Origin of the sequence: Paenibacillus sp. LC231, assembly GCF_001860525.1 — a bacterium.
Classification (GTDB): Bacteria; Bacillota; Bacilli; order Paenibacillales; family Paenibacillaceae; genus Paenibacillus_AQ.
This window is the reverse complement of record NZ_JFOM01000037.1, coordinates 39,217-59,603: the sequence shown is the minus strand read 5'-3', so window position 1 is coordinate 59,603 and position 20,387 is coordinate 39,217. Positions and strand designations below refer to the sequence as shown.

Sequence of the window (20,387 nt, the reverse complement as noted above, 5' to 3'; positions counted from 1 at the left end):
AGGTTACATATTTATCCAATTTCATTGAAATGTGTAACAAATCGTTGATTAGTGTTATGGGATAGGGCTTCCAGATGCTTTAAAATAATTATAGTACTGGTAAAGCTTGGACGATGGTTGTGGAAGATTTCCAAGTTTAGTCAAGTTATCAGTCAAATTAAGAGGGTGACTACTGTATCAAAGAAAGGGAGGTGGGCCGAGCAGCCGGAGGTTGTGTAAACGCTTTATTTATTATCTTTTATATTAAAGGAGGATTAATTGTATGACTTTAAGTTTGCCGAACAAAACTTGGCTCAAGAATCTGATCATTGCCGGTTCCACGATGTTGTTGATGACCTTGTTCATGGTATTATTTGCTGATAAAGCTTCTGCCCACGGATATGTCGATTCCCCAGGCAGCCGCGCCATTCTGTGTAAGCAGGGGCAAAATACCGATTGCGGCGCAGTTGTGTATGAGCCTCAAAGCTTGGAAGCTCCTAAAGGCTGGCCAAACGCAGGCCCTGCCGATGGCAAAATCGCCAGTGCAGGCGGCGTGTTCCCTAAACTTGACGAGCAATCCGCAACTCGTTGGAGCAAAGTAAGCATTTCCCCGGGAACCACAACGTTCCAATGGCATTTGACAGCCAACCATGCGACGGCAAGCTGGAAATACTACATTACAAAAGACGGCTGGAATCAAAATGCTCCGCTCAGCAGAGCTTCGTTTGATCTGACGCCTTTCTGCTCCATTAACTACGGCGGTGTAAAACCTCCGACAAACTATGCATCCACTTGTAACGTTCCTGCAAAGTCCGGTTACCATGTCATTCTGGCGGTATGGGAAGTAGCTGACACAGCTAACGCTTTCTATAACGTTATCGATGTGGACTTTGGAGGTGGTGGAACGCCGAACCCAGGCGTACCGGCACCGACAGGACTTACTTCCCCAGCCCAAACCAACAACAGTGTTTCCTTGGCATGGGCAGCTTCCACAGGTGCTTCCAGTTACGAAATCTACCGTGACGGATCCCTTGTAGGTACTTCCACTACAACCTCCTATACCAATACGGGGTTAGCCGAAGGAACGTCTTATACGTATACTGTGGTCGCCGTAAGCAGTACGGGCAGCAAATCATCCGCATCCGCTCCGCTTACCGTATCAACATCCGGAAGCGCAGCGACCTATCCGGCATGGAGCGCAACAGCCGTGTATTTAGGTGGCAGCAAAGTCAGCCACAACGGCGTGAACTATGAAGCAAGATGGTGGACTCAAGGCGAAACTCCTGGATCTGCCGAAGTTTGGAAGGTCATTCCTTAAATCGATCGTTTGACCGGATCCGGCGTCTAATGACTGCCGGATTTTTTTAGGCTTTAGCCAGTTGAGTGCGTGAACCGCGCGAAACAAAGACCCACCGCTATGCGGGTGGAGGTATATTTGCTTTTTTTACTTCCATTAAAAAGTGTAAAGGAAATAGCTTCTTATAAACGTAGAGGAAATAGCTTCCGTCGGCTACGCATTGTCCCTGGTGGCTCTTGGAATTACCTATCGAAATGTTGCGGGTTCACTGACTGTCGATGTTCTTCATTCGAGGATTTCAAGGCTTTCGTCAACTTTAACGGACCCTAGTTCCGTTATTTAAGATCATAACCCGATTTTTCACAATGTTCCGGACTCCAGATCCGCTATTATGAGAAATACGGGAGCAAATACCGACTAAAACCGCAAATAAGGTCCGCTGGGTCCGCTAAAGTTACTTAAAGGGCTGTTTTCTATGAAATAAGGTATTCTGAGTCCGTTAGGAATTTCTTATACCAAAGAACAAGTACATCGTCCGCACTACTCCCTGAGCGCACGGTGCGTGGTCCGGGGCATGCTTGGATTGACTGTCGACCGTTGAGTTTTGGACATATTGAATGATATGGCGATCGTATTTTTGGGCGTTCAGTGAATTTTCTGTTTATTGCTTTTGGTCTAAGCGGGGGGATCGCGAAAAAAGAGCGAGTAATGGATGGTAAACATAACAGTGGAATATAAATAAACAAGCTGCTGGCAAGCAGCAGCTTGATCAGGCACCCCTAGGGGTGCCTTTTGTGTTTTCTGCAGGAAGGATATTCAGATATGCCGAGGTACGCCAAGGTATGCATTTATGAAAAGTATGCCAAGGTACGCAAGGTGTGCAAGGTACGCAAGGTATGCCAAGGTATGCTAGGTATGCTAGGTGTGCAAGGTATGCAAGGTACGCAAAGGTGTATACAAGGTACGCAAATTGTGCAAGCCTCAAACCCTGTACACGGTAATGCCCCGTTCCTGAAACGGCTTGATATCCGAGTCGGAAGCCTCAGTGCCGGTGACAAGGGTATGTATCGCGCTGTTAGGGGCGACCGTGTGCAGAGACAGCTTGCCGATCTTGCTGTGGTCGGTGACAACGACAATTTCACCGGCGGCCTGAATCATGTTCTGCTTGGCTGGGACGAGCAGCGCTTCCGGGTGCATGAGGCCATGTTGAGGATGCAGGGCAGGGGTACCGATGAATGCTTTCTCGACATGCAGGGATTTCAGCACATGGTCGGTAAACATGCCGTTTAGCATGTAACTCGAGGGGTACAGCTCCCCGCCGGTCAGGATGACTTTGATGCCCGGAGCATCGCGAAGTTCGACGGCGACGTTCATATCGTTCGTAATGACCGTAATGTCCGAGCGGTGCACAAGATGCGTTGCAATATGAAGGGTGGTTGTTCCCGAATCAATGATGATGTTCTCCCCGTCTTCCACGAGTGAAGCCGCGAGCTGACCGATGCGTATTTTCTCGTCCCGATGAAAGTTGGTTCGCTCATTAAAGGACGGCTCGTTATGCGTCCATTGCTCCATGATGACCCCGCCATGCGTTCGCTTTAAAGCGCCTTCCTGTTCGATCTCCGCCAGATCGCGGCGGATGGTTGCCGTGTGAACACCGAATTCAGATGCCAGCGCAGCAACCGTTGCTGTTCGGTATTGCCTTACGTAATCAATAATCCTTTTCTTTCGTTCATGTGCTAGCAATCGATAATTTCTCCCTTCCTAAATAGACCATGGGCTGTGCAGGTACGTTTGTACATACAATGCGCACTTTTGCTCTTTTATGCTTAAGGATTCCATGTCTATCTAGTGTACTCCCATTATGTTAATGCCATGTTAAATCCCTTGATGCGAAGCGAATTTACAAAATCCGTACGAAGGTCTAACACTCTCCTAATATTGCACATCTACAATCGAATTAAATAAAAATGAACAAAAGTGATCATTACATGTGCATTTGATGCGTACTTATTATCAGATGCATGTAAGGGATTTCATTTCTATGGATTCATTTATTATTCGCTTGTCATGACAGCATCATTACACTTTCGTGAGGGGGATCGCTCTTGGCATCCATTGAATTTGTGAAAGTAAGCAAGTCGTTTGATCGTCAAACCGTGATACAGGACCTGGACCTTACCATAGAGGACGGAAAATTCACCGTGCTGGTCGGTCCGTCAGGCTGCGGGAAAACAACGCTCCTAAGGATGATCGCGGGCATTGACCCTCAAACCTCCGGTTCCGTACTAATCGATGGCAAGGATGTTACGCGCATTGCGCCGGGTAAACGCGGCGTGGCCATGGTATTCCAGAATTACGCGATCTACCCGACCATGTCGGTCCGCGAGAATATCGAGTTTGGTCTCGTGAACAACAAGGTTCCCAAAGCCGAGCGTACACGTTTGGTGGAGACCATAGGGGCAACCGTTGGACTGAACGATTACTTGGATCGCAAGCCATCCACCTTGTCCGGCGGACAACGGCAGCGGGTGGCTTTGGCTCGGGCGATGGTTAAGAATCCGTCCGTTTTCCTGATGGATGAGCCGTTGTCCAATCTGGATGCCAAGCTCAGGGTTCAGATGCGGATCGAGCTGATTGAGCTGCACAAGAAGCTGGGAACGACCTTTGTTTATGTGACCCATGACCAAATCGAGGCCATGTCGATGGCAGACACCATCGTGCTTATGAACAAAGGCGTCATTCAGCAGGAAGCGCCGCCTGAAGTGGTGTACCGGGAGCCCAGCAATCTGTTTGCGGCCCAGTTTATCGGGGTTCCCCCCATGAATATTGCGCCGCTTGGGGACGATCGCACGACATTCGGATTCCGTCCGGAGAGCGTCGTGATCGGCACAGAACCGGAGTCGTTTCATTATACGACCAAGGGGGAGGTCATCACGCGCGAAATGCTGGGATCCGAGACGATTTATCAGGTGAGGACAACGGAGGGCCAGGCATTCATGGTGAAGTGTCAGGATGACCAGTTCCATGTCGATCAGGAGGTACATCTCGGCGTACCGGCGGATAAATTGTTTTTCTTCGGAGCGGATGAGAACCGGATCGAAGCGCAGGACGTCCGCTATAGGGAGTTCATGGAGCGGCTGAGAGGGCTGGCTCATGGATAAGAAGCGGATCTGGGAAGGGATCAGGCCCTATGTGCTGATCGCGCCGGCCATGGCCGGTATCATACTGTTTGTGATGTATCCGGTAGGTTATCTGATTTACTTAAGCCTGTTCAAATACAACCTGATGAACAAGGACAAGAGCAAGTTTGTCGGACTGGACAATTTCACCCAGATTCTGGGCCGCGGGGACTTCTACAAAGCGCTCTGGAACACGTCCATCTATACAGTCGGCGTCGTTATTCTAACCATGCTGCTATCCTTGCTGATTGCGGTATGGCTTAACAAGAAAGGGCGTTTCAATTCGGTCGTTCAGGCCGGGATTTTTACGCCGCACGTCGTTTCGATTGTGTCGATCTCGCTGGTCTGGCTGTGGCTGATGGAGCCGAATCAAGGACTTCTCAACTATCTCTTCAAGCTGGTGGGACTCCCGCCGTCCGCATGGCTGCAGAGCTCCAAGACCGCATTGATTTCCGTCATTATCGTATCGGTCTGGCAGGCTATCGGCTATTACACCCTGATTATCGTGGCAGCCCTGCAGAGCATATCGCCAAGCATTTATGAAGCGGCGGCGCTGGATAATGCCAGCAGATTCAAGGTGTTTTATAAAATCACATTGCCGATGATTTCGCCGCAGCTGTTTTTTATCCTGATCATCATGACGATCGGTTCCTTCAAAGTATTCGATACCGTTCAGGTGATGACAGGCGGAGGACCGAATAATGCAACGACTACGCTTGTGTATTACATATACGGCTTCCGAACGACCAATATCGGTTATTCGGCCGCGACAGGCGTTGTGCTTATGGCCATTATCGGTTTGCTCACGTTCATTTATTTCCGGCTGCTGTCCAAGAAGGTCCATTATCAATAAGGCTTTGGCCATGCAGAAAGGAGGCACAGTTTGAAGACCTTTGACTTAAAAATCGTATGGACAATGCTAGGTTATTTGCTGAAAGCCGCGGTGCTCATGATATTTATCTTCCCGTTTCTGTGGATGATCTCCACCTCGCTCCAGACATTCCGGGAAACGATGACGTTTCCGCCAACGTGGATTCCAGCCTCACCGCAGTGGGGAAACTTCGCGGAGGCGATGCAGGCAGGTCCTTTTCTGACCTATTTCAGGAACTCGGTTGTTGTCACGGGATCCATCATCATTCTGCAGTTCCTGATCATGATCCCGGCCGCGTATGCATTTGCCAAGTATAAGTTTCCGGGAAAAACGCTGCTGTTCGGCATGATCCTGCTGGCCTTCATGATCCCGGGCCAGGTGACGTTCATTCCGGTCTATCTGATGATGGCCGATTGGGGATTGGTCAAAACCCTGCTGCCGCAAATTATCCCGTTCATCTCGAATGCCTTCGGCATTTTCCTGCTGCGGCAATATTTCATGCAGATTCCGGAGGAAATCATTGAAGCGGCCCGCCTTGATAATGCGAGTGAATTCAAAATCATTCGAAAAATCATGATTCCCATGTCGAAGCCGGCACTGGCTACCATTGCGCTGTTCAGCTTTGTCAGCCACTGGAATGACTATTTCTGGCCGCTCGTCATGACCGATTCTGCTGCTGTCCGGCCGCTGACCCTGGGGATCGCCATGCTAAGGGAGACTGAGGGCATCAGCAACTGGCATATCATTATGGCCGGGAATGTGATTCTGGTGGTGCCGATCCTGCTTGTGTATGTATTCTGCTCGAAACACATCGTGAAGGCTTTTGTTTATTCAGGCATTAAATAATTACAGGAAATGACAGGGTTCAGCAATTCATAATCGAATAATTAATGGAGGAATGAGTCATATGAAATCCAAATGGTACACACTGCTATCCGTCATCATGCTGTTCAGTTTGCTTGCCGCATGCGGTGGCGGGGGAACGTCCAGTGATCCTGGCGAAGCCCCGGGCAGCGGGGGAACCGAAGCCCCGTCCGGAGACAAAGGGAAAACCACGGTTCAGTTCTGGCACTCGCTGGGCGGCAAGAACGGGGAATACATGGATGCGCTCATCCAGCGTTTTAATGCATCCCATGAGGACATCGAAGTGATAGGCACCTTCCAGGGGAGTTATGACGAGACGGTAACCAAGCTGCAGCAAGCGATAGCATCCGATACCGGTCCGGACGTCAGTATGCTGGAGCGAGCCTACGTTCAGATGTTCGCCGATTCGGAAGTGCTTGAAGATCTGACGCCTTATCTAGAAGGCTCTGGCATCAGCGTCGATGATTTTACGCCGGGACTGATGGGACACTCCACCTTCAATGATCAATTGGTATCGCTGCCGCTGAACCGTTCCACCCCGATTCTGCATGTGAACAAAACATTGCTGGATGAGCAGGGTCTTCAAATTCCGACCACATGGGAGGAGCTGAAGGAGGTCGCCAATGCGCTGGTGGTTAAGGAAGGCAGCGAGTATAAGCGCTACGGCGTTACGATGCCTTATGACACTTGGTATCCGATTGCCATGATCTCGCAGGCGGGCGGCACTTTCTTCAACGAAGATAATACGTCGATCGGCTTCGGGGATAACGGCGCAGGCGCCAAGATGTTCACTTACCTTAAAGACTTGCAAAGCACAGGCGCCTTGTATTATCCGCCGGCTCAGGATTCCGGCAACATTGTGAACAGCATGTTTGTGGAAGGCAAGGTCGGAATGATGTATCAATCGACGGGATCGATTGGCGGGCTGTCCAGCGCGGTGGATTTCGATTACGTGACGGCATTCCTGCCTAAGGACGAAGTATATGCGAATCCGACCGGAGGCGCGAATGTGACGATGCTGTCCTCTTCCAAGAACAAGGAAGCGGCATGGGAGTTCATCCGGTGGATGGAGATGGAAGAGGAAGGCGGCCTTGAATTTATTTTGCAATCCGGTTATCTGCCTTTCACGAAGAAGATGGTGGAGTCGGAGAAGATTCAAGAGCTGTGGGCCAAGGAACCGAACCGCAAAGTCGCCTATGATCAGCTGGAATTTGCGACCGATACCAATAAGGATGTGGCATGGCCGGAGATTATGCATGAGTTCTTCTCAGCCATGGAAGCGATCATGTACGACAGCAAGGATATTCCGGCTACGCTGGATACCTTCAAGAAAGAGACGGAACGGATTTTGGCCCAATAACAACTGGTAAAGGAGTGGCAGGACATATGATCGAACGACTACGGGAACCATCCTGTACGATGGTGGCTGCACATCGCGGGTATAAATCAGCTTATCCGGAAAATACGCTGCTGGCCTTTCGCAAGGCGCTGGAGTTAGGGGTAGATATGCTGGAGTTTGATCTTCGGCTGACGCGGGATAAGGAAGTAGTGGTTATCCATGATGCAACGGTTCAGCGCACGACGAGCGGCGCTGGCGAGGTGAGGGATTATACGCTTGCAGAGCTGAAATCCCTCGATGCGGGCGGCTGGTTCGCTCGGGAGTTTGAGGGATTGAAGATCCCGACGCTTGCGGAGCTATGCGAACTGCTCCGGGAATATCCTGATGTTCTGTGCAACGTGGAGATTAAGCCAAGCCCTGATGCTATAGAGGCCGCAGACCTGGCGATTGATGTGCTGAACCGATACGGGTACCTGCCGCGCTGTGTATTCACCTGCTTCGATGCAGAAGTTCTGACCCATATTCATGATACGCATGGTCTGAAGACCCAGGGTTTTCCTGGCGAGAAAATGTCCCGATTTGTCCTCGGCGAGGATGGAACCTACTCCAAGATGTGGGCAATCGGTGTGGAGATGTCGCTGCTTACGCCGGAGCTCGTTGCCCGGTTTCAGGAGCAGGGGCTGCTGGTCTGGAGCTATTGTCCGGACGATGAGGAGGGTGTCCGCTATTCGCTGGAATGCGGGGTTACCGGCATGACCTGCAATGACCCGCTGCCGGCGATGGCTGTGATCGGAAAGAAGGGCACGCCGATATGACCTCCATTTTATCGAAAGTCCGAAGTTTGGCTGCGGACTTACCTCCTAGGCAGCTTTCGAATCTGGATGAAGTGGAGCTGGTTCAGATCCAGTCCGGAGCTCTGCGCGAGGTCGCGGGTTACCTTGAGACGAAATGGTGGACCTCGGTGGTGATGGTCGTCGACGGGAATACCTATGACGTAGCGGGCCAGCCGCTTGCGAGCCTGCTCACGAAATCCTCGATTCAGGTCCAAGTCACCAGCCTTCACCCGGACCGGAAGGGAGATGTTATTGCGGATGAGATTTCCCTGATTCAGGTCATACTGGATATCCAGCAAAGCGGGGCGAAGGCGGTGCTGGCGGTAGGCGGGGGAACGATTCACGATATTAGCCGGTATGCTGCCTATACCGCGGGTATTCCGTTCATCTCCATACCCACGGCCGCTTCGGTGGATGGATTTAATTCCAAGGGAGCACCCATCATTATACGAGGGGAGAAAAAGACGATTCCGGCCATTGGACCGAGCGCGATTTTTGCGGACGTCGATATTCTCATGTCGGCTCCTCCACAGCTTACCGCAGCCGGGTTCGGGGATATGCTGGGTAAGTATACATCCCTGTTCGACTGGAAATTCGGAAGCCTGGTGGCCGATGAACCCTATTTGCAAATTTCGGCGGATATTACGCGATCTGCGCTTAACCAGTGCGTGAAAGGGATGAAACAGATTGCGGAGCGAACCGAGGAGGGGGTGCGCCTCTTAATGGGTGCGCTCGTCGAATCCGGCTTAGCCATGCTGCTGTTCGGTCAATCCCATCCGGCTTCAGGCTCGGAGCATCATCTGTCCCACTATTGGGAGATGGAGTTTATCCGGCTGGGGGAGAAGCAGCTGCTGCACGGTGCCAAGGTAGGTGCCGCTTGCGTGGAAATCTCGAAGCTGTATCACCGTCTCGGGGAACAGGGGCTTGAGTTGAACAAAGGCGCCCCCCAGGGTGCGGATGACGCTGCACTTCGGATCACGCAGCACTGGAATGAAATCCGGTTGCATATAACGCAAATCCCGGAGCCGGCAGAGCTGGCTGATATGATGCGAACGGTCGGCGGACCGGCTGGGGTGTCGGAGCTTCCGATCAAGAGCGAATTGTTGAAGCGGAGCCTGGGTGAGGCTCACAAGGTTCGAAACAGCCGGTACACGCTGCTCCATGCTTACAATGAACAAGGATATCTGTTCGTAAATTAAGAATCCTCATGCAATGAAATAAGGCTGTTCCCTAAAAGCGGATTATTCTGCTTGATAGGGGACAGCCTTATTTGCTTTTATCCAGCCGTGCTTCTATTCATCCGATTCATATAAACTCAGGGAATTCCTGCAATCTGTTGTCAGGGACTAAAGATGTATGAAAGTATTTATATATATTTAAATCTTTTGAACTAGATAGACTCATGGATTTTCGCTTTCTTACGTTAATGTCGAATTGTGTAAAATGTCTCATTAACCTCTCAAAAAACGAACATACCCTACCGATAACTAATAAAGTGGAGTCTTATTTCACCATTTTATACCATGATTTTTCGACGTAATTTGTTCATTTTTGTTTGTAGAGAGAAAGTCCTTACAGAAAAAAGAGCACTTGCAAAAATTTTGGACGAATGATCGGATAGGACCCAGGCACTATTTTTGGGGAGGGTTTACAGCATGCTAAAGAGTCTCAAGCAAAAAATGATTACAATGATTTGTTTGCTCTTGCTCGTCAGTCTTGGATCCGTCTTTGCCGTAACTTACAACCGGTCCTCCGTATTGCTTCAGGAGAGCCTGGACAAAGAAGCGCAGCTTAGCGCGGAGAAGCTTGCGCTTCAGATCGACCAATTTCTTGACGTGGAAATTGCCAAGGTTGAAAGCGTGGGGAAATTCGTCACGGGGAATAAAGCGCAAGACTTGCAATTGATACAAGCGGCGCAGGAAGTGAACCCGGAATTTGAAACCTTTTTCTTCTCGTACGATTTGAGCGGGAAGAATGTCATTAACTTTCTGGGTGAAGTGACCGATGTATCCGATCGCGTTCACTACCAGGAGGCCGGGAAGGGCGAAGGCAAGCTGGTTGTATCGGAGCCGGTGCTTTCCAAGCGTACGGGCAACAACATCGTAACGATGATCATTCCGTTAATGAAGGATGGAAAACAGTACGGTTATATGGGCTCTACGCTTCCGATCAACGAGGTGCAGAAAAAAGTATCCTCCCAAACCTTCGGAGATACCGGATACGCATTTCTTCTAAGCAAAGCGGGAACGTTCATGTGGCATCCATCAGAGGATTTCGTCCTTCAAAAGAAGGTCGAAGACGTGGAGAGCACGGAATTATCCCAAGCTTTTGACAAGGTGCGTCAAGGAGAGATGGGGGAATTCGAATATGTTCTGGATAACGTCGAATACACGGCGGCTTTCGCTCCATCCAATTTGAATTGGGGCATATTCGTAACGGCACCGACCAAGGAGCTGAATGCTCCGATCACGGAGATGTCGGTTACGTTAGTCATTATTTCGGTTGCCGCGCTGGTCGTTTCCGCCGGTGCAGCGGTCTGGTTCACGGCACAGATCGTCCGGCCGATCCGCAGGCTCAACACGGCAGTTAAGGAAGTTGCGGCAGGCGATTTGACCAAGACCATTCAGGTTAGCGGCAAGGATGAAGTTGCCGTCCTTTCCGGCGATTTTAACCAGACGGTATCACATCTGAAGCATCTGGTCCTCGGTGTGAACGATTCTTCTCGACAAGTTATGTCGGTAACGGAGACCGTTTCGAGCGGGGTGGAGACGGCTATGGACAGCGTGGATCGTATCGGCGCCTCCATTCGTCAAATTGCCAGCGGCGCGAATGCTCACGCCTCAAGCTCCAACGAAATCGCCGTATCGATGAGTGACATGGCTAGCGGGATCGTCAAAATAGCCGAAACGTCCTCCATGGTATCCGAAGCTGCACAAGAGGCAGCAAGTCAAGCGGAGACCGGATCGGTTGTCGTTGAACAAGCCGTGAAGCAGATCGGCAACATCGGCGCGGGTACGACCAAGGTCGGCACGGCAATTGAGCGCTTGAATGAGCGTTCTTCCGAAATCGAGCAGATTCTGAGCTTCATCACGGAAGTGACCTCCCGGATTCGCTTGCTGTCCTTGAATGCTTCGATTGAAGCAGCCAGAGCAGGCGAGCATGGACGCGGCTTTGCAGTCGTGGCTGAGGAAGTCAAGAAACTGGCTGGACAGTCCGAGGTATCGACCGATCAGATCGCGAAGCTGATTACGGAAATCCGCGAGGACACAATTAACGCCGTACAGGTGATGGACGTAAGCCGGAAGGATGTACAGGATGGAATTGCGCTGATTGAAGAGGTGCGCGAGAAATTCGATAACATTTTGAGTGCGACACGCAACGTGGCTGACCACATTCTGGAGGTATCGGCTGCTTCCGAGGAAATGTCGGCGGGATCCGAACAGGTCAGCGCTTCGGTGGAAGAGCTGAAATCCATCGCAGATCTGACTTCAAGCGACGCCCAAAATGTGTCTGCCGCTGTGGAAGATCAAATCTCAACCATCAAGGAAATTTCGAACTCCGTTAAACATCTGGAGACGGTCGCTCAGGAGCTTAGCAAAGAGCTTGCCAAATTCAGGCTTTAACATTCCGTTCTTATGGACCGCACGATGGGTACTTGAGAGGGGGGATGCCTGGAAGAAAAGAGGCTCAAATCGTAACGTGCAAGGCAGTAAGTCACGGAAAGTACCAGCAAGAGGATGACCAGAGTGTTTCAGGCAGATCGATGCCGCTGCCAACCAAGGGGCATCAAGATGTACAACTAGATGAAAACTGGAGGAAACGAAGACATGGCTAAGAATTGGAAAAAGGTATTACTAGCAGGGGTAGTCAGCTTATCATTGGTGGCAACGGGTTTTGCTGCAAACGAAGTACTCACATCACCGGAGGTATCCGCTAAATCGGCTTCGACCAATGCACCCGGACAACTAAAGAAACAATCGGCTTCCCAGCTCGACGAAATTATCGAAAGAGGCTACATCCGGGTTGGTATGACAGGGGATTACAAACCGTTTACATATTTGAATCCTGCTACAAAAGAGTATGAAGGTTATGACGTTGACGCTATGGAAGAGCTCGGTAAAGATCTAGGCGTGGAAGTTCGTTACGTCAACACCACATGGTCCAACATGATGAAGGACCTGCAGGCTGATAAATTCGACATTGCAGTGGGCGGCGTTACCCGCAACACGGCAAGACAAAAAACGGCTTATGTATCCCAAGGGTACATTTCCTTCGGTAAAGCCCCATTGATTCGTGCTGAAGACAAGGACAAATACCTGACGATTGAAGACATTAACAAACCTTCGGTTCGCATTGGCGTGAATCCGGGCGGAACGAACGAGGTGTTCGTACGCGAGCATCTGACGAAAGCTAATGTGACTGTCGTTCCAAATAATCTGGATATCCCGCATTTGGTAGCGGACGGTACGTATGATGTGATGATTACCGATACGATCGAAGCGATTACGTATGCAAAAGCAGATTCCAGACTGTATGCTGCATTGACGGATAAGCCGTTCACGAACAGTGAAAAGGGCTACATGATTCCTCGCGGCGACTTTGAATATGCAAGCTATCTGGAAATGTGGATTGACGAAATGAAGCTGCAAGGCAAGTTTGCGGACATTCATAAAAAATGGTTGGAGTAGGTTGAATCAGGCTATGAACAGATAGCCAATCCCTGCCAGCAGATCAGGTTGAAGAACCTGATCTGCTGGCTTTTTTGATTTGTCCAATATAGTGAAGAGGGCGCCGCCTCGGCGTCCGGGAGGTTTACCAACCAAGCAAAAAGGGTAGTAAATAAACATGGACTTTGACCAAAACTACATCAGGATATGAAACGGGGGGCAGACCATGAAGCTTGGTACAAGGATCGCGGCGTGTTTGGTGATGGTATTGATGCTGGCCGCGTGCGGTGCAAAAGAGGAATCGGGACGCGTGCAGATTGAATTTTTTCAGAATAAGCCTGAGGCTAAGGGCTCCTTTGACGCACTAATTGAGAAATTTAATCAATCCCAATCCGAGATCAAGGTTGTTCAGGTAAATCCGCCGGATGCGGAGACCGTACTCAAGACAAGAGTTGTCAAGAATGATATTCCTGACATTATCGGCATGGGTGCAACCGATACGTATTCATTGCTGGCGCAAAGCGGCATATTTATGGATTTGACGAATAACCCGCTGCTGAGTCAGGTGGATGAGACCTATGTTCAGATGCTGAAAGACGTAGCCGGGATGGACGAGGTTACGGGCATTCCTTATTCAACGAACGCTAATGGCGTAATGTACAATACGGAAATTTTCAAGGAATTGGGGCTCAGCGTTCCCCAGACCTGGGACGAGCTGTTAGCTACGGCGCAGAAGGCCAAGGATGCGGGGAAAATTCCGTTCTATTTCACTTATAAAGACGATTGGCAGACGGTGCTGCCGTTTAACGCGTTGGCATCCAATCTGGAAGGCATAGAGTTTTACATGGATCGCCGGGAAGGCACGGTAACGTTTGCCGAGAAGTATCGAGAGATTGCGGAGAAGCAGCTCGCGTTGATGGACTATGGCCATGGGGATAACTTCGGCAAGAACTACGCGGACGGCAACCGGGGGTTTGCGAGGGGCGAATCGGCGATGTATATCCAGGGAACCTGGGCGATTCCGGAAATCCGGAAGGCCAATCCGGATGCGCCGATCGGCTTCTTTCCGCTGCCAACCGGCGAGCATCCTGAGGAGAATAAACTGATTTCAGGCGTGGATACTCTGCTGGCTATTTCCGAGGACTCGAAGCATAAAGAGGAGGCTCAGCGTTTCATTCAGTTTCTGCTGGAGCCTGAGAATAGCAAGCAATACATTACGGAGCAAACGTTGTTCTCGACCGTTGAGGGCGTGACGCAGGATGATCCTGCCGTTGCAGAGCTGCTGCCTTATCTGGAGCGGGGCCAAGTTATCGACTTTGCCGATCACTATATTCCTGCCGCTGTGCAGCTGAACTCGTTGATCCAATCCTTCCTCCAGAACAGGGATATTGACGGGTATCTAAAGAAGCTGGACACCGAATGGGACAAGGTAGCGGACAGACGCTAACGGAGCGACCAACGCTGTGACACGATATCCATGAGCATTGAGGAGGACCCAACATGAACAAGCGTCTTATGCCTTATTATTTGATGACCGTGCCAGCGGTCGTGCTGTTCTTCGTATTTCTGACACTGCCGGCCTTGCAGGGGGTGTATTACTCCTTCACGAACTGGAATGGATTCGGCGATAACTTCGATTTCATCGGATTCAAGAATTATGTCAATCTGTTCAAGGACGGTAACGTGGGCAATGCGTATTGGTTCACATTCAAATTCGCGGTCGTGGTAACCATCCTGATCAACATCTTCAGTCTGCTGATTGCCATGGGGCTGAATGCCAGAATCAAAGCGAGGAATTTCTTCAGAGGCATCTACTTTCTTCCGAATATTCTGAGTGTGCTGATCGTTGGTTACATATTCAACTATCTGTTCTCGAATGTGTTCACGATCTGGGGCCAAAATCTGGGGATCGAATGGCTGTCCACCAATATTCTGGGCAGTGAACAGCATGCCTGGATCGGGATCGTGGTGGTAGCGGTATGGCAGGGCATAGCTTATAACACGATCCTGTATCTCGCGGGGCTCCAGACTATCCCTCAAACACTGTACGAGGCGTCCAACCTCGATGGGGCGAACCGTTGGCAGGAATTTTGGAAAATAACGTTTCCGCTGATCGCGCCATTCTTTACGATCAACATGGTGCTTGCGATGAAGAATTCCCTGATGGTCTTTGACCAGATCGTCGCTCTTACCAACGGCGGTCCAGGTCGGGCGACGCAGTCCATCTCCCATCTGATTTACACCGGCGGCTTCGAGGGAGGGGAGTTTGCCTATCAATCCGCGAACTCCGTGATCTACTTCATCCTGATTGCCACGATATCGATTGTGCAGATTCGGTTCCTGCAGAGAAGAGAGGGGGACATGTAATGCGGACGAAAACCAACTGGACGGTGATGATTCTCATCACATTGGGGACGATACTGATCCTGTTCCCGCTGTATATGACAATCACGATTGCGCTCAAAACGCCGGAGGACATGCTGGCTTCCGTGTTCGGACTGCCAAAGGAGCTTCATTTCGAGAATTTTACGAATGCCATAAAAATGACGAATTTCTTCAACGCGCTGGGCAATAGTGCGATGGTAACGACGGCAACGGTGGTACTCACCCTGCTGACCAATTCGCTTGTCGCTTATGCCATTGCCCGCAATATGAACCGAAAGTTCTTCAAGGGTTTATACTTCTATTTCATCAGCGCTATGTTCATTCCGTTCCCGATTATTATGCTGCCGCTGGTGAAGCTGACAGCCGGTTTCAATATGACGAACCTGGTCGGGCTTACCATCCTGCATACCGTGTATGCATTGGCATTTAATGTATTTGTGTATGTTGGATATATTAAATCCATTCCGGTAGCGCTGGAGGAAGCGGCACGGGTGGACGGTACGTCGACTTGGGGAACCTTTTGGAGAATCATATTCCCGATTATGGCACCGATCAATGCGACGGTAGGCATTCTGATCTGCCTCTCGACTTACAATGACTTCCTGCTGCCGCTCATCATTATCAGCGATACGGATTCCTACACGCTGCCGCTTGTGCAGTATATTTTCCAGGGGCAATTCAATACAGATTTCAATCTGGCCTTTGCTTCATATCTGATGGCAATGCTGCCGATGATCATCATTTATCTGTTCGCGCAGAAGTGGATCATCAATGGCATTACGCAGGGAGCTGTGAAATAAGGAGCGGCTCGGTCCCATCCAAGTTTCCGTCGACGGACGGAGCCTGAATCGGATGCTGTAGGATAGAGGTACGCCAGAGGTTAGTCGTGTATGTGCATGTGCGGCCTGCTAAAATTAACAAAAAGCTGTATTCCGGCATGATATCCATGATGTCATGCCAGGAGATACAGCTTTTTTGCTGTTATAAGGATCCCCTCCGCGAAAGGGCCCTTGCTTATGGCTTGTTCATTTTATAATTGCAGCATTTTCCGTTTCCCCGCATCCGGGTCCTCGATGATCCTGCTGTCGTTGTTGAATATCATCGTTGAACGCGATGCTGGATCATAAGCTGGCCACGGCATCGCCTCGGTATCCGGCGAGCCACTCCGCGCAAATGATATCCAAGCATCCTGCATCCGGTCGGACAGGGCTTGCGTGGCACCATCGACTTGAACACCGATGTTCTGAAACAGCGCCAGCGTGTTAAATACAAACGGTATTTCCAGGGCATGCATCGCTTTGCCGAGAACCGGATGATTCGGCAGCGTCCAATCGAACCGGTACATCCACACCGGCGCGTGCTTGCTCTGAGCGGAAGCGAATTGAAGGGCCGAACGCCAGAAATACAGGTCAGTCATAATCTGGGCATGTCCGTCGATGCTGTACGGGTATTCCTTGGTGATAGGCGCGGCATCCTGGATACCGGTCATCATTTCAATGGTGCGTACAAGATCGTCTTCCTTCACAAGCGGCATGTCCGGCCGGAAGAACAAGGCGCCTTCATCGAGATTTGTGCCGATCAGGATCGGCACGTCCTTGGCCCATCCCGATTGAACAGCCTGCAGCGGATCATGAGGCAAAGTGCCCGGTTCCAGCACCGGCTGGAAGATCATGCTGACGCCGGGGCCAAATCGTTTCTTCAATCGTTCCCCGGCTTCGAATATTAACTCACCTGTGAGCGTTTCAAGCTCATGGACCTTGTCAGGCGAGATGTCCAGCTCTTTAAGCAAACCAGCCGTTACCATCTTTGCCTGTTCCGGAGCCATGACTTGGGCAGCGCCGCTTTGCATGATGGCCCGGTGAAACAACCCTTTGGCTGCCGGCATTGCAAGTAAGGCCGCGATGCTCATGCTGCCGGCCGATTCTCCGAATACGGTAACCCGTTCGGGGTCGCCGCCGAAGCCCGCAATATGATCCCGCACCCATTGTAGGGCCGCTATTTGGTCCAATAAACCAGTATTGGAGGAATAGGCTTCGCCGTATGGGGAGAGATGGAGAAAGCCGAGCGGACCCAGCCGGTAATTGATTGTTACCACAATCACGTCGCCCCGGAGTACGAAAGGCGTGCCGTTATAGCTTGGCAAGCTGCCGGCGCCTGTGACGAAAGTGCCCCCGTGAATCCATACCATGACCGGCAGCGGCTCCGCTGGCGTGTTCAGGGGTGACCACACATTGAGATAGAGGCAATCCTCGGACACGGTTTTGGTCACTCCTCCGCCTAGCATGCTTGAGGTGGATTCAAGCGGTTGAAGGCACATGGGGCTGAAGGCAGTGGTATCCTTTATCCCGTCCCATGGATCGGGGGGCACAGGAGCACGGAATCGAAGCGGGCCAACCGGGGGCTTCGCATAAGGAATTCCCTTCCATACGCGTACTCCGTTTTCCGAACTGCCTTGAATACGCCCGGCTTTCGTTTGAACGACAAGTTCTGACATGTTCACTCTACACCCTTTCTCTCTGTGGATCTTTCCTGTCGACCCTATTCGAATGTTATTCATAAATGGCTGAACCGTCATATAGAAGATTTTTACTACTCTATATATACACTTTACCAAGTTAGCGGCATAAGTTCAAAAAAGCACGAATCATGCGAAATAGAGGCAGGAATGTCATGTCACATGAAGAATGTAACAGGGTGGGTCGTATTCGTGGCAACGAAACGAATACGGTATCACCTTTTGGTTCAAGTCATTATAGGTATACTGGAGGGATAAGCATGAACATAGCGATTTTGGGCTGCGGAACGATGGGGACAGCCTATGCGCACAATTTGGCGAAAATGCCGGGAGTAACGGTGACAGGCGTGGTTGATATTAACGCCGGGCGGGCTGAGCGGGCAGCAGCTTTGACTGGGGCGAAGGCATACACGGATGTAGAGTCGCTGTTTGAACAAAAAGATTTGGAAACGGTTGCGGTGTGTCTGCCCACCTATCTCCATAAACCATTTGTGCTGAAGTTAGCTGAAAGAGGGCTGCACGTCATCTGCGAAAAACCGGCTGCATTGACCCTGGAGGATGCACTGGAAATGAAGGCAGCCTGCGAAAAGCATGGAGTCCGCTTGTTTATCGGACATGTCGTTCGATTCTTCCCGAACTATCATGATGCCTATCGGCAGGCCAACTCCGGGAGCATCGGAACACCAAAGATGGCTCACTTTAAGCGGTACGGTTCGTATCCGCAGGGCATGGATGGATGGTATAACGATCCGGGCAAGAGCGGCGGTGTTATCATGGACCTCTTGATTCACGATATCGATTTTGCCTGCTGGCTGTTCGGGGAAGTGGAGTCGGTATATGCTTCCACCGTTAAGCGGGATGAGCCTGAGATGGAGTATGCTCAGCTTACGCTTCATTTTAAAAATAAAGCAATTGCGAGTCTGACCGGCTATTGGGGATATTCCGGACCGTTTACGACGCAGTTCGAAATTTCGGGAAACCAAGGAATCATAAGATTTGATAGCAATCAGGTGCAGTCTCTGGATATTAAATTGGTGAATGCGGAGGCAGGAGAGGGAGCAGCCGTACAGGTTCCTTCAAGCCCAAGCTTGTATGACCCATATTATTACGAGGTGCAGCATTTTATCGAGTGCATCCGGAACGGCAGCGAGCCGCTCGTCAGTATCAAGGATGCTTGTTATGCCGTTGAAATCGCTCAGGCAGCGGAGCAATCGGCTCAGACTGGACAGCCCGTGATGATCGGAGGGACAGTTTCATGAAAAAAGTTAAAGTAGGCTTTATTAGCTTTGCCCATATGCATACGGCGAGTTATCTCTTAGGCATGCTGAAGCGGGAGGATGTCGAGGTGGTCGGAGTCGCGGATGAGAACGCGGAGCGCGTGCGTCCTTACTCTGTGGACCGGGGAATCCCGTATTATGCAGACTATAATGAATTGCTGGCACAGGAACTGGATGCGGTTGTCATCTGTTCGGAAAATGCGCGACATGCGGAATTTACCAAGCTTGCCGCTGCGGCGGGTAAGCATGTGCTGTGCGAGAAGCCGTTAGGCTTGTCCGAGTCCGAGATGCTGGAGATGATTCAAGTGTGCAAGGATCATGGCGTTCAGCTCATGACGGCTTTTCCTTGCCGGTATATTACCTCCGTGCGTCAGGCGAAGGAAGCGATTGACGCGGGACAAATCGGTGAGATTTTGGCCATGAAGGGAACCAACCGGGGAAGCATGCCTGGCGGCTGGTTTATCGAACGGGAAAAATCGGGCGGCGGAGCCGTATTGGACCATACCGTCCATGTGATGGACCTGATGCACTGGTTTACCGGCAGCAAGGCAGAGGAAGTGTACGCCCATGCGGAAACACTCTTCAATGACACGGAGATTGACGATGCCGGCATGGTCCACGTCAAATTCGCGAATGGCGTTGTTGCTGTACTGGACCCAAGCTGGTCCCGTAATCGCACCTTCCCGACCTGGGGAGATGTAACGCTTGAGATCATCGGCACCAAGGGTGTGCTGAATATTGATTCTTTTGCCCAGAAGAACGATGTCTACAGCGATGTAACTGGTAAAGCTGCGTGGAGCTTCTGGGGCGATGATATGGATGCAGGTCTTGTCAACAGCTTTATCGACAGCATTCGCGACGGCAAGCCGGTCGAAATAACAGGGGAAGACGGGTACTATTCTGCCCGTGTAGCCATTGCAGCGTATGAATCCGCTAGCACCAAGCGTACCATTCAGCTGAAACCGCTGGGGTAAATGCGATTTTTCCGGCTTTAGCCGTACAGCAGAATGCACGCACAGTTATGTGTCTCCGTCGACGACACGGAGGAAGCCTTTCCCGGGATCCATAATGAGAATCGTATCATGGCAAAAGCCTCTTCGATCATTGCAATCGAAGGGGCTTTTTGATGTTGGCAAAAAAGATCAAAAACGTGCTTCTTCCATTTGGTATTCTTAATAACA

The 20,387-nt window shown here is 50.7% G+C and carries 16 protein-coding genes; 14 read left to right on the top strand and 2 right to left on the bottom strand.

What is annotated here, in order from left to right:
* Window positions 1-262: 262 nt before the first annotated feature.
* Window positions 263-1,297: a lytic polysaccharide monooxygenase gene (locus AK95_RS21405; RefSeq protein ID WP_071221932.1), complete on the top strand. Its 1,035-nt coding sequence runs from the start codon at window positions 263-265 to the stop codon at window positions 1,295-1,297.
* A 960-nt stretch (window positions 1,298-2,257) separates the two neighbouring features.
* On the opposite strand, the gene AK95_RS21400 is transcribed toward AK95_RS21405, so the two are convergent.
* On the bottom strand, window positions 2,258-3,019 hold the full coding sequence (locus tag AK95_RS21400) for a DeoR/GlpR family DNA-binding transcription regulator (RefSeq protein ID WP_071221931.1): 762 nt from the start codon (window positions 3,017-3,019) through the stop codon (window positions 2,258-2,260).
* A gap of 362 nt (window positions 3,020-3,381) precedes the next feature.
* Between AK95_RS21400 and AK95_RS21395 the strand changes: the two genes are divergently transcribed.
* The 11 genes from AK95_RS21395 (at window position 3,382) to AK95_RS21345 (ending at window position 16,214) form a co-directional block, all read left to right on the top strand.
* The gene (locus AK95_RS21395; RefSeq protein WP_071221930.1) at window positions 3,382-4,437 is read left to right on the top strand and encodes an ABC transporter ATP-binding protein; all 1,056 of its coding nucleotides are present in this window, start codon (window positions 3,382-3,384) and stop codon (window positions 4,435-4,437) included.
* A complete protein-coding gene (locus AK95_RS21390; RefSeq protein ID WP_071221929.1) occupies window positions 4,430-5,308 on the top strand; it encodes a carbohydrate ABC transporter permease in 879 nt (292 codons plus the stop codon). Before AK95_RS21395 ends, AK95_RS21390 begins: the two co-directional genes overlap by 8 nt.
* A 30-nt stretch (window positions 5,309-5,338) precedes the next feature.
* Window positions 5,339-6,172, top strand: a complete 834-nt coding sequence (locus tag AK95_RS21385) for a carbohydrate ABC transporter permease (RefSeq protein WP_071221928.1) — start codon at window positions 5,339-5,341, stop codon at window positions 6,170-6,172.
* Window positions 6,173-6,233: 61 nt separating this feature from the next.
* Entirely contained in the window at window positions 6,234-7,550 is a 1,317-nt protein-coding gene (locus AK95_RS21380) for an ABC transporter substrate-binding protein (RefSeq protein WP_071221927.1), read from the top strand.
* A gap of 26 nt (window positions 7,551-7,576) precedes the next feature.
* Window positions 7,577-8,344: a glycerophosphodiester phosphodiesterase family protein gene (locus AK95_RS21375; RefSeq protein ID WP_071221926.1), complete on the top strand. Its 768-nt coding sequence runs from the start codon at window positions 7,577-7,579 to the stop codon at window positions 8,342-8,344.
* On the top strand, window positions 8,341-9,561 hold the full coding sequence (locus AK95_RS21370) for a sn-glycerol-1-phosphate dehydrogenase (RefSeq protein WP_071221925.1): 1,221 nt from the start codon (window positions 8,341-8,343) through the stop codon (window positions 9,559-9,561). The genes AK95_RS21375 and AK95_RS21370 overlap by 4 nt, the downstream gene beginning before the upstream one ends.
* A 456-nt stretch (window positions 9,562-10,017) precedes the next feature.
* Window positions 10,018-11,985 (top strand): methyl-accepting chemotaxis protein, encoded by a 1,968-nt coding sequence (locus tag AK95_RS21365; protein WP_071221924.1) that lies wholly within the window; start codon window positions 10,018-10,020, stop codon window positions 11,983-11,985.
* Window positions 11,986-12,189: 204 nt separating this feature from the next.
* Complete coding sequence (locus AK95_RS21360) at window positions 12,190-13,050, top strand: transporter substrate-binding domain-containing protein (protein ID WP_071221923.1); 861 nt, start codon at window positions 12,190-12,192, stop codon at window positions 13,048-13,050.
* A gap of 205 nt (window positions 13,051-13,255) precedes the next feature.
* A complete protein-coding gene (locus tag AK95_RS21355) occupies window positions 13,256-14,476 on the top strand; it encodes an ABC transporter substrate-binding protein (RefSeq protein WP_071221922.1) in 1,221 nt (406 codons plus the stop codon).
* Between the two features lie 53 nt (window positions 14,477-14,529).
* A complete protein-coding gene (locus tag AK95_RS21350; protein WP_071221921.1) occupies window positions 14,530-15,396 on the top strand; it encodes a carbohydrate ABC transporter permease in 867 nt (288 codons plus the stop codon).
* Window positions 15,396-16,214: a carbohydrate ABC transporter permease gene (locus AK95_RS21345; RefSeq protein WP_071221920.1), complete on the top strand. Its 819-nt coding sequence runs from the start codon at window positions 15,396-15,398 to the stop codon at window positions 16,212-16,214. Before AK95_RS21350 ends, AK95_RS21345 begins: the two co-directional genes overlap by 1 nt.
* A gap of 230 nt (window positions 16,215-16,444) precedes the next feature.
* Here the strand turns inward: AK95_RS21345 and AK95_RS21340 are convergent, their stop codons facing one another.
* Window positions 16,445-17,908, bottom strand: a complete 1,464-nt coding sequence (locus tag AK95_RS21340; RefSeq protein ID WP_071221919.1) for a carboxylesterase/lipase family protein — start codon at window positions 17,906-17,908, stop codon at window positions 16,445-16,447.
* A 281-nt stretch (window positions 17,909-18,189) separates the two neighbouring features.
* Between AK95_RS21340 and AK95_RS21335 the strand changes: the two genes are divergently transcribed.
* Complete coding sequence (locus tag AK95_RS21335; protein ID WP_071221918.1) at window positions 18,190-19,188, top strand: Gfo/Idh/MocA family protein; 999 nt, start codon at window positions 18,190-18,192, stop codon at window positions 19,186-19,188.
* On the top strand, window positions 19,185-20,180 hold the full coding sequence (locus tag AK95_RS21330; protein WP_071221917.1) for a Gfo/Idh/MocA family protein: 996 nt from the start codon (window positions 19,185-19,187) through the stop codon (window positions 20,178-20,180). The genes AK95_RS21335 and AK95_RS21330 overlap by 4 nt, the downstream gene beginning before the upstream one ends.
* Window positions 20,181-20,387: the final 207 nt, after the last annotated feature.